A 13947-nucleotide genomic window follows, 5' to 3' on the forward strand; every position below is an offset into this window, starting at 1 on the left:
AAGTTAGCATAACCCACATGTAAAATCAATCACAAAAACGAACACCTTCCAGATATTGGTGTACCAGGTCATCCAGAATCTGGATGACCTGGTCCTACATTTATTCCTAAATCCCTCTCATTCTCTTTAGGTGTTCAAACCTGTTATAATGGGATAAAAACGATAGTAAGGATGCCAGTTATGCAGAGTTACTTATTACAACCGAACGATATAAAGAAAATCACTGGTCAGACTTTTTACACGCGCGGAAAGCAATACTTCGAACGCGGGAAGGTTTACGGCCTTTCTCATAATAGTGCGATTCGTTCTTGGCGGGCAGTCGTTGCAGGTACACACGACTATGAAGTCCGCGTATTCTTTTTTGAGGACGATGATGTTGAAGCGACGTGTGAGTGTGCAGCTTATTCCACCTACTACACGTGTAAACATATTGCGGCGGTCCTGATCGCCATCCGTGAAAAGACGTTAGAAGACCTGGCGCCGAAACTGGCGGAAAAGGGTCGGAAATCACAGACCGGATTGACGAACCAGGACCGGATGTTTGCGGTCAGCTTGTTTGAGGCTTTCAGACAGCGTCAGGAAAATCGCGGAGCCCAGGACTTGAAGAAACCTCTTCAAATTCAATATTACCTTCACCTCCAATCGATTCTCGGCTCAAAAAGTCTCGGTTTGGAAATGAAGCTCGGAGAAAACTATCCCTATGTGATTAAAAACATCCGTGATTTGCTTGATCATATCCGTAAAGATCAAGCCTACCGAATTACTAAAAAGTTTACGTACGATCCTGCAGAACACTCCTTTTCTGCAGACGACAGGGAAATTCTAAGATTACTGCAGCTCGCTTACGAACAAGAGCAATTTTATGAACAACAGTGGAATTCTTCCGAACCGAAAATCTTAAAAGTTTCTCCAGCTCTTGCTACTCAACTGCTTCCGCTTTTAGAGAAGCAGCAGACAGAGGTTTTGGAGCGGGGAGAAAACGTAGGACCTGTCCGGTTTGAGGATGAATTCCCGAACCTTTCTTTCTACGTCTCGGAAGAACGAGGCCATTTTCATATGCATATGAACCATTTGAAAGATTACGATTATCTATCGGATTACCATCTTCTCTATAAAGAAGGAAGCTTCTATCCTGTCGATCATCAGAAAGAAGAGGTCCTTCAAACGCTCTACACTATCCTTCCGTACAATTCTAACGGCAACCACACAGTGAGCCATCATGATATGGAAGGGATTGTGTCGTATGTTCTTCCTGAGCTTGAGACCATCGCAGATGTACAGCTTGATCGATCCGCTCAGGAAAAAATTGTCCAGGAGTCGCTTGTCGCTAAGGCCTACTTGGATTTTCAACAGTGGACACTCACGATCGATGTGAAGTTTCAATATGGTGATTTAACGATCGATCCGTTCAATGAGCAGCCATTGAGTAATCAAACAATCGTAAGACGGGATCGACAGACAGAACAGGAAATCATGCAGATTATTGAGCTTGCTGAATTCAAGTTTGATGGAGAGATGGTCTACATTGAAGATGAGGACAAGCTGGATCAATTCCTTTATCATTATTTGCCTAAGTTGAAAGAGCACAGTGACGTCTACCTTTCTTCTTCCGTCCGTTCCCTTGTAGAAGATCGACCACTCGAACTGCAGACATCCGTTGAGCTGGAGAGCGACGGTAATTGGCTGGATATCAATTTTACTATTGATGGCATTAGTGATCATGACGTCACAGAAGCTCTTAAAGCCGTCATTGAACGGAAAAAGTATTACCGTTTATCTGATGGTGCGCTCATGGCGTTAACGAGTGAATCCTTCGATCGTTTTCAAAGACTTGTCGATGACCTCGACTTGAGTACAAAAGATTTGGAAGACAACCATTTTCAAGTTTCAACAGCGCGAAGCTTGCAGGTGGAAGATGCTTTGAATCCAAATGAGTCAGAGAGAAATCAACTTTTCCAAGAGCTTGTCGATCGACTGAAATCACCTCAATCCTTTGAAATTGATCCTCCAGAAGGTCTGCAAGCGGACCTACGGCCATACCAATTGACTGGCTTTCGATGGATGAAAATGCTCAGCCATTACGGTTTAGGCGGTGTGCTCGCTGACGATATGGGGTTAGGGAAAACCATTCAAACCATTACTTTCTTGTTAGATGAAAAGTTAAAAGGGAACATGACAGACCCAGCCATCATCATCGCTCCTGCCTCACTCGTCTACAATTGGAAAAAGGAAATTGAAAAATTCGCCCCTCAATTGTCGGTGCAGATTTTGACGGGGGACCCAATGGCAAGGCAGGAAGCGCTGAACGAAGCAGCAAGTAAAGATATTTGGATTACATCGTATCCATTGCTCAGGCAGGACATTACTTCCTATGAAGAACAAAAGTTTCACGCAATGGTCCTCGATGAATCACAAGCGATTAAAAATGAAACGACGAAAACAGCGGTGGCTGTAAGATCAATTAAATCTAGACATCGTTTTGCCTTAAGTGGTACACCGATTGAAAATTCCCTGCAGGAACTCTGGTCGCTGTTTCGTACCATCATGCCAGGATTTTTCACGAGCAAGAAAAAGTTTTTGCAATTGAAGCCTGAAAAAATCTCTCTTATGACGCGTCCGTTCATTCTAAGAAGGATGAAAACAGAAGTGCTCGATGAATTGCCAGATAAGATTGATACCGTCCAGTATTCAGAGCTGACGCGGGAACAGAAAGAAGTCTACCTCGCCTACTTGGAGCGAATTCAAAACGATATTCAAGAAACGATTGCCACCAAAGGCATTCAGCGGGGCAAGCTCGAGATACTTGCTGGACTAACAAGACTGCGGCAAATTTGCTGCCATCCCGGATTGTTCCTTGAAAACTATGAAGGGCAGTCCGGAAAGTTGGAGCAGTTGAAAGAACTAACCCGAGAGCTGAAAGAAAGTGGCCACCGACTGTTGATCTTTTCTCAGTTTTCAAGCATGCTGACCAAGATGCATGACGAACTCGCTAAAGAAGGATTACAGGCTTTCTATTTAGATGGCAGCACAAAATCAGAAAAACGAATGGAAATGGTTGAAGCTTTCAACGAAGGAGAAAAAGATGCATTCTTCATCTCCTTGAAAGCAGGAGGCACCGGTCTGAACCTTACTGGTGCGGACACGGTTATCCTTTACGACCTTTGGTGGAACCCGGCCATCGAAGAACAAGCGGCGGGCCGTGCGCACCGTATTGGTCAAGAAAAAGTCGTACAGGTCATCCGGATGATATCCGAAGGCACAATCGAAGAGCGTATCTATCAGCTTCAACAGAAGAAACGTGATCTCGTTGACCAAATCATCCAACCAGGAGAATCCATGCTTACTTCCCTAAGTGAAGAAGAAATCAAACAACTCTTCCAATAAAGAGCCGTCCCCAAACGGCTCTTTTTCTTTTGCCTGCCGTTTAATGGTAAATATTGTATGACCTGGTCTGGAACTTCATTCCAGACCAGGTCATACAATATTTACCATATCAACCTAAAAAGAAAGCTGCCATCCCGGCAGCTTTCTTTTTAGGCTTTCATTGTTTTCTTTTGCAGTTTGAACCAGTATCCTCCAAGGATGCAGGCGCCGATGACCATCGTCACTGTGGAAATGAGCATGTGCATCGAGGAAGCGAGAACGACGTTCCCTGTAACCACAATAATGAATCCTACCACTGCATTCAGCAGAAGGGAGATTAAATAAGCCCAGGACAACGCGATATGGTATTTGAACCTCGAAGCATAGATGACAAACCAGATAGCTGCTACAATGACAACAAACGTAGCGACCCAGTGTAAAGAATACACGGCGTTCGCAACGGACTCACTTGTAATCAAGTACTCCATCGCTGGAATGTCCATCATGACATTGCTCGCGCGGCTGTGTTTAAAGAATGCACCGAGGATCACCTGTGCAATATAGGCGATATACCCCAGCAGAAAAGCACGGTAACTCATCGACACGGATTCCCAACTTGTCCGGTTCAGCTCAATTTTTTTCTCATGAAGACTGTAACTCAACAACACGAGAACAATTAACAGCAGCTGACTGAACGTAACGTCGAACGTTGTGAACCCTGGTGGTGTCCCTAGAAGGACGTTCAACCCTCCAATCATGGATTGAAATACAAGCAGTGCCAAACTTAAAATAGCTAAAATAAATACAGATTTGTTTTTGCGGTACTTATAGATCGCACCGACAGCATTAATGGCAGTAAGCATGATCAGCAATGGAACCATCAAACGGTGTGAATACTCTATAATGACATGATAATCCGTAATATCAGGAAAAACCTTTCCGTTACAGACTGGCCATGTCGTCCCACACGCGTCCCCTGAGTTTGTCGCAACGACCAGGTTGCCGAGGATCAATGCGAGAAACGTAACGAATGTTGTTAGAATTGAAAATTTCTTCATCGTCTTACCCTTTCTCTATCTATGATCATGATGTCATGAATATTGTTTGTTTCCTAAGTAAATCATATCATGAATTTTGGGAGATAGAGAAAAGAAAGCGCCGTCATGAGTCATGAACTTTTTGTGAACGGCGCTTCTTCCTGATTTTACCAATGATCAAATAGAGGAGAGAAACCGCAATCAAGAAGGTATTTACCAGTGAAAAAACGTTTGCATAATGGTCGTCATCCCAATAGGATACTGGACTGTTAAATGTATAGCTGCTGATCGGGTAAAACACAGGAACCGCATCATCAGCATGAGTCAGAATATCAAGGATCACATGTCCGAGCCACCCATAGGAAAAAGCGGTCCACATCGAGAGCTCCCTTCCTTTCCAGATCAAAACGATGACAAAAAAGATCCCCCACACAAATAACGAATGACCGGCATGACGCAGTATAAAAACGACTGGATGTTCAAACAGATCATGAACCAAACCAAATAACGAGCGCATGGGATCAGCGTCGTCCACGACCTGCCAGGCCTGTCTTCTTACACTTAGATAGATAAACATGACATAATACACAATGTCGGGTGAAAGACTTCCAAAAATAAACCAGCCGGTGAACCTTTGTTTTCTTGTTGCAAAAAATGTCCAGTAGCCATGGTGCAGTGTATTCATTTTTCTCCCTCCCCTAACTTCTTGTTTACCCTTAATCCCTAGGGGGAACCTAACCAATGGAAAGGAGCATAAATCGATGACCTATAAAGCTTACGTTTTTGATGCGTATGGAACGCTGTTTGACGTCCATAGCGTCATGAAGAAAATTCATCAATTTTTCCCTGATCAAGGTCCTAAGGTAAGTGAAGAATGGCGCAGCCGTCAAGTTCACTATTTCCTCGTACGTCAGTTGATCCAAGGATACAAGCCATTCACCGATATTACCAGGTGGGCACTGCTCGATGCCCTCGCTTACAGTGATGTAGATGTCAAGCCGGAGGTTGTGGAAGACCTGATGCACGAATATGAGCTACTCCAGCCTTACGATGAAGTCCCTTCACTAAAACAGAACCATCAAGACAAGACGTTCACTATTTTCTCAAACGGCACGCGTTCCATGCTTCAGCCTCTTTTAGAAAATAATCAACTGAAAGAAGACTTTGATTTACTCAGCGCTGACGACGTTGAGGTCTACAAGCCTCACCCGAATGCCTACAGCTACGCCCATGAACAGTTAGGATTTGAAAAAGAAGAGATCCTGTTCTTTTCGAGTAATCCTTGGGACATTACGGGGGCAGCTTCTTACGGTTTCCATACGGCCTGGGTGAATCGGAAGAAGCAAAAGTGGCCGGAACTTGGGATCAATCCGACCCACGTGATCAACACTCTTAATGAAATCCCGGACTAAAAAAGACGGAGTCCCTTCGAGGGCTCCGTCTTTTATCAATGGTGTTTGTATAGGCGTACCTGATTTTTCCCGTCACGCTTTCCTTTGTAAAGCGCCTTGTCAGCTGAGCGGAAAAGGTCATCCAATGTCTGTCCATCTTCAGGATAACAGGCAACTCCGATAGAGAAGGAGGAACGGATTTCCTCTCCTTTGACTATATAAGGCTCTCTTAACTTCTCAAGAGCGCGCATGGATACGTCATAGATTTGATTCCGATCCGCAATGTTTTCCAAAAGAATCGCAAATTCATCCCCGCCGATCCGGCCGACAGAATCTCCGGACCGGATGCATTCTTTCATCCGCTTTCCGACACTGCACAAAAATTCATCTCCGATTTCATGACCATATTCATCATTGATGCACTTGAACCCGTCCCCATCTAAATAAAGGAGGGCAAACGATTCACCGGACCGTTCAGCCTTGGCGATCGCCTGCTCGACCCGGTCTTCAAACAGTCTACGATTCGGCAAGCCCGTCAAGTAGTCATAGAAAGCAAAACGCTCAAGCTTTTCTTCATAATTCTTCTGCTCGGAAATATCCCGGGCCACGATCACAAAATGGCTGACCTGATTGTGTTCACTGACAACCGGCGTTCCCCGGCATTCAAACCAGACCGGTTCTCCATTCTGGCTTTTTAATGTCAAGGAAACCGTGAACGCTTCTTTACTCTTTTCGCTCCACTTGAAAGCCTTGGAGAGGTTATTCAAATCATCTGGTTCCAACTGTTGCATCATTTCCCTTGAAGACATCTCCTGCGGGTCACGACCTAGAAATTTCGTCTGTGAAGGAGACGCATAGACCAGCTCTCCCATTGGGGAGAAAACAGAAATCAAATCATTGGAATGATCGGCAATCAGACGGAATTTTTCCTCACTCTGCCTTAATGCTTCATGGGCTCTCACTTGATCCGTCCTGTCCTCAAGAATCGCATAAATTCCTTCTTTCTGACCCTCGTTAATAATCGGAACGAGAGAAACACGGAGAATACGCTCTTCTCCCTCCATCCAAAAGCTCGTTTCAAACCGGGTACCTTTTTGGAAAAAGGATTCTAACAACTGCTTCCTCAGCCAGCTTCTCTGCTCTTTAGGCACCCAATCGATAATCGAGGTATGAACCATGGACTCTTCCTCCATTTTCAGGAGACGCAATGTCGCTGTGTTCACTTTCTTAATCAATCCCTGGAAAGTAAGCGTTAAAATTGGCTGGGGATTATTTTTAAATAATGACCGATAGCGGGACCTGCTCGCTTCCAACTTCCGCTGAGCAGCCTTATCTTTTGAAATGTCTCTTACAATCGAACTGATCCCGATCGTTTCCCCGCTTTCGCTTTGAATCGGAGATATACTGATGGAAACATCGATAAGCACTCCGTCTTTTCTCTTGCGGACCGTTTCATAACGGGCAATCGCTCTTTCTTTCCCTTTACGAACAAGCTCCTCCGCTTCTTCTTTTCTGTTCCAAGGAACAAAAGGGAATGAAGTGGTTTGCATTTCTTCTTTTGTATAGCCGTACAGCTCTTCTAATGCACGATTCGCTTCTAGTACGTTGCCTGATGTATCGACAATCAAGATCGCATCCGTCGTATCCTTCATCAACGAACGATACATGGCGTTAATCCGGCTGAGATCGCGCTCTTTTTCAATCACTTCTGTAATGTTCCTTGTGATCGCAACAATGTGTGTGACTTCACCTGCTTCGTCCATGGTCGGGGTCAGCACGGAATGTCCTCTGAAAAGTTTCCCATTGACGATGATTTCATCTTCATATGTAATTGCTTCTTTTTTTCTGACGACCCTTTGATAGGCTGCAATTAAATCTTCGGCTTGCTGCTCGCCTAATAGATCCTCTATGTACTTGCCTTCCCATCCCGCTCCTTTAATCGGAGAATAGTTTTTGGCAGATTCATTCATATATATATATTTAAATCGCCTCTCATCGACGACTTCCATAAAAAAGATATAGTCGGATATTCCATCCATAAGCATATGTAACAAGTGTTCATGGGGAATGCGGTCAGCAATCCCTGCTATGATTCCCTGATCCATCCATTCTTTCACTCGTTCCATGGATTATCCCCTCAATCATTAATCGTATTTACACATGTATACCATGTTACCATGTTTAGTTCCTGCTTCTCTATGTATCTTTCTACCAAAAAGTCAGAAATCCTTTCCAGATAGATAAAAAAAGCAATGTGCAGGGCACATTGCTTTTTTGTTTTATACGGTTTGTTTTTGTTGAGCCTGAGCTTCCGCCTGCGCTTGTTTGATTAAACAGCGCCCTTTTCCATGCGGGATGCACATCGGTGTTCCGAAAAGAGGATCCTCTCTGACATCACAAAGCATTTCAAATACGTGCTGCATCATGTCACAAGTCACGACATCCTCCGGCTTCCCTTGTGCGAAAACCGTTTTATCTTTCACTGCGATAATATGATCCGCATATCGGCAGGCCAGGTTAATATCATGAAGCACCATGACAACCGTACGTCCATTGTCCTGATTCAAGTCGAAGAGCAAGTCGAGAATATCAATCTGGTGGGTCATATCTAAATAAGTGGTCGGTTCATCCAATAGGAGAATATCTGTATCCTGAGCAAGGGTCATCGCAATCCAGGCACGTTGACGCTGCCCGCCAGACAGAGAATCGACCGTTCTATCTTTCAACTCCATCAAGTTCGTATCTTCAAGCGCACGCGTTACAGCTTTTTCATCTTCATCCGACCAGCGTTTTGCGAACCCTTGATAAGGATAACGGCCTTGCTTTACAAGCTGATAGACGCTGAGACCTTCAGGAGTTGTCGGACTTTGTGGAAGAATCGCCATCTTCTTCGCCACATCTTTTGTACGCATTTTGGAAATATCCGCACTATCCAGCACAACTTCTCCTGATTTTGGACGCAATAAACGAGCCATCGAACGAAGCAACGTGGATTTGCCGCAACCGTTTCCACCGATGAGTACAGTGACTTTGCCTTTCGGGATCGTAATATCCAATGAATCTATGATGATGGAATCTCCATAGCCTAGAGTTAAATTATTCGCCAACAGGGTATCCATAATCTGACCTCTCCTTTATGTCTCTACGAAATCTATCGCTGTTGGAGCTACACGAAAAATCACGAATTCTATATTTTCTCTATCTTCTAGTTTATGGGCTTGGTTCCACTCTGTCAATGAATTTGAGAATCATTTTCATCACTGGACTGTGGAAAGTGTATGCATGACGAGAAGAAATGAGAACACCTAGTAGGAAAGGAAAACCTTTCGAGAAAAAGAGAAAAGAGTGTTCTTTTTCATAACTGAGACGCTCTTACGTTCCTGATCAACTGGAAGTATTGAACATCTCCTAGTCCATATTCTTGAAAAGTTATAATCATCAATTCTACGAGCTTCTCTTCCGGTAATTCAGGGTGATGCTGGATGAATCCCACAAGTTCATTATCCACATCCTTGTAGTGAAGATACAACTCCATTCCCTTTCGTAACGCAGGCAGAGATACCTCTTGTGGCATCGTCCGGTTGATCAGCACCTGTTTATACAACGAATGGTATCCCTCTACATGAAGCGTATGTGAAGCAAGAGGCTCGAATTTCTGGGTGACTAGACAAAGCTCAACTTTCGATTCGTAACCGATTTGATCGAGCCATGCTAGTAAGGTGAGGAGATTGATTTGACAGAACATATCCTCATCAAACCATAACGTGAGATGTTCTCGTCCTTCATCAAAGACTGCCTCCAGTTTTTCTACGGTCTTTTGTCTATATTCTCCCTCCGAAACCCCATGCATGAGAGCCCTTCTTTTAATAAATGTATTTGAGAAGATCGTTTCACAGGTCTCCCCTGCACACATCGCCTCATTAAAAGGAATCATCGGTTTCCCTTTCATACATTCCTTGCTTTGAAAAAACCTTTCCATTTCTTCCCCATTCAAAATGTGAAGAGTCTGCATGGGTTCTCCCCCCTTTTAAAAAGTAAAACGGTTATCATCCAGCACCTTAAAGGAGGAGATAACCGTTCCTTTTCCAATCATTAGAAAAAGCCTACCGAAGCTTCATGAGTCGCAGGTTCAACGAAAACAAGTCCAAGTTCGTAGTGTTCACCCTCATACATCGCCCGCTGCACGTAGCGATTTTCTCCGGATTCATCACGCACTTCCATTTTCGTAAACGCTCCTGAATTTTGCAGTGCTTCATAAAACTGATTTTCTGTTCGTACAGGGATCGCATTCACCCGTTCGATGACTTCACCAGGCATCAGTTCCATTTGATCGGCCGGACTCCCAGGGATGACACCTAGAATACGAATGCCTTTTTGCGCAGAAGAAAAGAACGGCGTTTTCTCTTCACGCATCCGGTGAAGCACGAATATGAACTCACGGCCTACGAGGCCGACCATCACAGCCGCAAGCGATAGTACACCTATGAAAAAGCTCCCAACAGCTAGCCCCAGGACGAAGATCGCCAGCAGAAATACATGACGTCCCATCGTCTTTGCTGCACGAACAGGGGACTGTCCGCGCGCTTTCCATTCCCAACCTATGACAAAAGGAATGAGAATGAGCCCGTATGGATCTCCCCCAAGCGAAATCATCGGCCACCACGGGGCAAACGCATCAATCATCCCTCCTGGAAGCAGGGCCAGGAACGGAACGAAGGTCATCCTTCTTGACCTATGCTGACCGATCCACATCCCCCGTGTCCCTTTCAATCGTTCGGGATACGTATGAGAGGCCGTTGTGCGCAGCATCAGGATCGATTCAGTCATTAAAAGAACGGCCATCACAACCGCAAGTGTGTGGAGCGGTGTCTCCTGGAGGGTTGCTACCCATTCGTAACCTTGCACAGATGGAGGTAGGTAAGGAATGACGAGCAAGACTAGATAGCTTAAACCAAGCGTATAGGCAGATGAATACCAGCTCAAACGCCCAGTCAAACTGACAACCAGGAAAACACCGGATAGGAGGAGCAGCAGCGGATAACTGACTACCATTCCTCCCCCCACCGCCATCGCGGATAATATAAAGCCACTTAGAAGCGCCGTTCCCCATGTTCCTTTCCATTCGGAAAAGCGGTCGAAGATTCTTGTGCCGAACGTCGCTCTTTCCTGTTTGATTCTCTTACCAGAAACGATGAAGATCATCGCTAAAGCTATGTATAATAATGGGAGGGTGAACATCATCCCGATCCCTTTTGCAAATTCCATTAACCAAACGTCCAACATGATTCTCCTTTCAAGTCGTGTCGCTCTCTGTTGCTTCTACCCAATAACGAAAAAATCCGCAGTCGCAGACTACGGATATATTTCGTCATCCAACGGCAAATTCCTGCTTATTGAAACAAGACCTCGACCGCTTTTTGCATTTGTTTGTCGTTTTTCTCATCTCTGACTTCTTTGATAATGGCCTCTTCAAGCTTGCCTCCGGTTTCTTCATCAACGACTCCTGTAGCTTCAAGGCCCGCGTCTTGCTGAAACGCTTCGACAGCAGCTTCTGTTTCTTTGCTGAAGTAACCGTCCGTACGGCCAGGGTCATGTCCAAGACCTTCCAGCATAATTTGGATGTTTTTCACTTTTTCATCATTGTCATTGTATTGAAGCGGTTCTTCCACTTCAACCGGATTGGTGTAAAAGTATTCCGGCTGTTTCACTTTCACCGTTGGTTCAATCCCTTTTTCATGGATCCAGTTGCCGTCCGGCGTCAACCACTTGAACAAGGTTAGTTTGATTGTACTGCCATCGCCCATCGGTAACGCCTGTTGAACGGTTCCTTTACCGAAACTCTTCGTACCGACGAGATCGTAGCCGCCTGCTTCCTGCATCGTCGCAGCTAGGATTTCAGAAGCGGATGCGCTACCTTCGTCCATCAAGACCGTGATTGGGTACGGCTTTTTCTCCTCGTTTTCAGAGAAGTAACGGGTTTTCTCCCCTTTACGATCTTCCACCTGGACGATTGGCTTATCTTTCGGAATGAACTCTTTCAGAATCTCCTGAACGTCTGTAAATAAGCCTCCAGGATTTCCACGGACATCGATGACAAGCCCGTCCATTCCATCTTTTTCAAGCTTCTCTAGCGCTTCGTGAAATTCATCGGAAGTCTTCTCAGAAAAAGAAGTGATTTCGATGATGCCGGCTTTTTTGCCATTGATTTCTTTTGTATCGCTATACACCGTTTCTAATGGAATATCATCACGGGTGATATCGATGTTAAGTGGTTCACTGACCCCGGGGCGGTCGATTTGCAGCGTCACTTCCGTCCCTTTTTCTCCACGGATTTTAAGAACGGCTTCATAAAGGTCAAGACCTTCTACACTGTCGCCATCCACTTTCAAAATTTGATCATTCGGCTTCAAGCCAGCTTCTTCTGCAGGTGAACCTTTGATAGGAGCGACAATCGTCACCTTGTCGTTGACCATACTCACTTCCGCGCCAATTCCCTGGAAAGAGGATTCAATGGTCTGATTGAACTGCTCCATCGTTTCAGGGTCCATATAGACACTATAGGGATCCTCGAGTGTATCAAGCATTCCCTGAATGGCCCCTTCGACAAGGGTGTTTTTATCTACTTCTTCTACATAATTTTCTTGGATTGTACTGAATGCCTGTTCCACCTTTTTTAAATCGGTGTTCCCTGACATACTTTGTATGAATGCCTTCTGTTCCTCTTCTGACAGACTCCCAAAGTTCTCCGCATCTTTATCTGCATACTGTTCGGATTGTGCCTGGTCGTTCGTGCCGTCAGCGAAGTATTCTATTCCTATGTAAGAGCCTGCCGCTCCAAATAGGACCGCTAGCGCCATCAACAGCGCAACGTAGCGCGGTTTTATATTCATCGCATTCACCCTTCTATTTTGGATTTCATGTTGCCTCTATACTAGCAAAAAAGCGCCTTCAACGTAAATCATGATTATTCCCTGAGTTAACCTATGCCAAAACGGACGATCGCATGTCCATTTCATTATAGGACATCCCCACTTATCTATCTACCTGTATTTGGATCGGATGTGAGAATCGTAGAAATTCATGTGTGATGACAGGTATGCCAATAGCTTTGTATGGTGCCTGGCACCGCTTCACCCGCTTTTGGTGTCAGGCACCACACTCAGCCTTTCTAGTGCCTGGCACCAAATGGTGGTGAGCAGGTGCCAGACTTCACGAAAGATAAAAGAAAAAGACTATCTCCTAAATGAGACAGTCTTCATACATCTACATTTCGTATCCATATTCTCCATTGCTTTGGTCACGGACGACCATACCGTCTTCAATTGCAATCACTCGCTTACGAATCGTGTTGACGATTTCCTGGCTGTGAGTCGCCATGAGTACAGTTGTTCCTGCCGTATTGATTTCTTCAAGAATATGCATGATCTCCCAGGACGTCTCTGGATCCAGGTTACCTGTCGGCTCATCTGCGATCAATACTTTCGGATGGTTCACAATCGCGCGGGCAATCGATACACGCTGCTGCTCTCCTCCAGAAAGTTCATCCGGAAGGAAACGTGCCTTGTTTTTCAAACGAACTTGATCAAGGACGTCCATGACACGACGGCGGATGTTTTGTGGATTTTCTTCAATTACTTCAAGAGCAAAGGCCACATTTTCATAAACGGTCAGTGTCGGCAATAGACGGAAATCCTGGTAAACGACACCAATTTGACGGCGCAGCATCGGAATGCGGCGCTGCTTCATTGTGGATGTATCCATGTCGTTCACGAGTACCGTTCCAGTGGTCGGTTTTTCTTCTCTGTAAATCAGCTTTGTGAAGGTTGATTTACCAGCGCCACTTGGTCCTACAACATAGACAAATTCCCCTTGGTCAATATGGATGTCCAAGCCGTTCAAAGCTGTGACTCCATTCGGATATGTCTTATATACTCCTTGCATTTTAATCATGTAAAATCACCTGTATCTCTCATAATGTTAAGTCAGTTGTCTTCTTTCTTGTCTACAAACACATTCATTATAACATTAATTTTCGATCTATTTAGACATGAAATTATTACAATTGTTTTTCATAGGAGTGGATGCGCTCGAATGAAGGTTGCAAAAGGCTCACCTGTGATTTCACAGATGAGCCTATTATAAAAAAAAGCCCGGTG

The 13947-nt window shown here is 44.8% G+C and carries 10 protein-coding genes; 2 read left to right on the top strand and 8 right to left on the bottom strand.

The genetic code is table 11. From position 1 onward, the window contains the following. Positions 1–180: 180 nt before the first annotated feature. Positions 181–3384: a DEAD/DEAH box helicase gene (locus HFA01_RS13085; protein WP_146816939.1), complete on the top strand. Its 3204-nt coding sequence runs from the start codon at positions 181–183 to the stop codon at positions 3382–3384. 149 nt (positions 3385–3533) lie between these two features. Here the strand turns inward: HFA01_RS13085 and HFA01_RS13090 are convergent, their stop codons facing one another. After that, a complete protein-coding gene (locus tag HFA01_RS13090) occupies positions 3534–4421 on the bottom strand; it encodes a COX15/CtaA family protein (RefSeq protein WP_146816941.1) in 888 nt (295 codons plus the stop codon). Between the two features lie 103 nt (positions 4422–4524). Next, a complete protein-coding gene (locus HFA01_RS13095) occupies positions 4525–5085 on the bottom strand; it encodes a metal-dependent hydrolase (protein WP_146816943.1) in 561 nt (186 codons plus the stop codon). Between the two features lie 76 nt (positions 5086–5161). On the opposite strand from HFA01_RS13095, the gene HFA01_RS13100 reads away from it, so the two are divergent. After that, positions 5162–5812, top strand: a complete 651-nt coding sequence (locus tag HFA01_RS13100; RefSeq protein WP_146816945.1) for a haloacid dehalogenase type II — start codon at positions 5162–5164, stop codon at positions 5810–5812. A 35-nt stretch (positions 5813–5847) separates the two neighbouring features. Here the strand turns inward: HFA01_RS13100 and HFA01_RS13105 are convergent, their stop codons facing one another. From HFA01_RS13105 to ftsE, 6 genes are all read right to left on the bottom strand, one after another. Then, entirely contained in the window at positions 5848–7917 is a 2070-nt protein-coding gene (locus tag HFA01_RS13105; protein WP_146816947.1) for a sensor domain-containing diguanylate cyclase, read from the bottom strand. A 153-nt stretch (positions 7918–8070) separates the two neighbouring features. Then, positions 8071–8910, bottom strand: coding sequence for an ABC transporter ATP-binding protein (locus HFA01_RS13110; RefSeq protein WP_146816949.1), 840 nt, complete (start codon positions 8908–8910; stop codon positions 8071–8073). Positions 8911–9146: 236 nt separating this feature from the next. Further along, a complete protein-coding gene (locus tag HFA01_RS13115; protein ID WP_146816951.1) occupies positions 9147–9803 on the bottom strand; it encodes an AraC family transcriptional regulator in 657 nt (218 codons plus the stop codon). An 80-nt stretch (positions 9804–9883) separates the two neighbouring features. Further along, complete coding sequence (locus tag HFA01_RS13120; protein ID WP_146816953.1) at positions 9884–11071, bottom strand: PDZ domain-containing protein; 1188 nt, start codon at positions 11069–11071, stop codon at positions 9884–9886. A 110-nt stretch (positions 11072–11181) separates the two neighbouring features. Beyond that, positions 11182–12681 carry a S41 family peptidase gene (locus HFA01_RS13125; protein ID WP_146816955.1) on the bottom strand — a complete coding sequence of 500 codons (1500 nt, stop codon included), beginning with the start codon at positions 12679–12681 and terminating at the stop codon, positions 11182–11184. Between the two features lie 373 nt (positions 12682–13054). Then, positions 13055–13741, bottom strand: a complete 687-nt coding sequence (gene ftsE / locus HFA01_RS13130; protein WP_146816957.1) for a cell division ATP-binding protein FtsE — start codon at positions 13739–13741, stop codon at positions 13055–13057. Positions 13742–13947: the final 206 nt, after the last annotated feature.

Origin of the sequence: Halobacillus faecis, assembly GCF_007991335.1 — a bacterium.
Lineage (GTDB): Bacteria > Bacillota > Bacilli > Bacillales > Halobacillaceae > Halobacillus > Halobacillus faecis.

Bases quoted from the DNA above. Each gene is read 5' to 3' on its own strand.
- HFA01_RS13085 (WP_146816939.1), top strand. From the start codon at position 181: ATGCAGAGTTACTTATTACAACCGAACGATATAAAGAAAATCACTGGT.
- HFA01_RS13090 (WP_146816941.1), bottom strand. From the start codon at position 4,421: ATGAAGAAATTTTCAATTCTAACAACATTCGTTACGTTTCTCGCATTG.
- HFA01_RS13095 (WP_146816943.1), bottom strand. From the start codon at position 5,085: ATGAATACACTGCACCATGGCTACTGGACATTTTTTGCAACAAGAAAA.
- HFA01_RS13100 (WP_146816945.1), top strand. From the start codon at position 5,162: ATGACCTATAAAGCTTACGTTTTTGATGCGTATGGAACGCTGTTTGAC.
- HFA01_RS13105 (WP_146816947.1), bottom strand. From the start codon at position 7,917: ATGGAACGAGTGAAAGAATGGATGGATCAGGGAATCATAGCAGGGATT.
- HFA01_RS13110 (WP_146816949.1), bottom strand. From the start codon at position 8,910: ATGGATACCCTGTTGGCGAATAATTTAACTCTAGGCTATGGAGATTCC.
- HFA01_RS13115 (WP_146816951.1), bottom strand. From the start codon at position 9,803: ATGCAGACTCTTCACATTTTGAATGGGGAAGAAATGGAAAGGTTTTTT.
- HFA01_RS13125 (WP_146816955.1), bottom strand. From the start codon at position 12,681: ATGAATATAAAACCGCGCTACGTTGCGCTGTTGATGGCGCTAGCGGTC.
- ftsE (WP_146816957.1), bottom strand. From the start codon at position 13,741: ATGATTAAAATGCAAGGAGTATATAAGACATATCCGAATGGAGTCACA.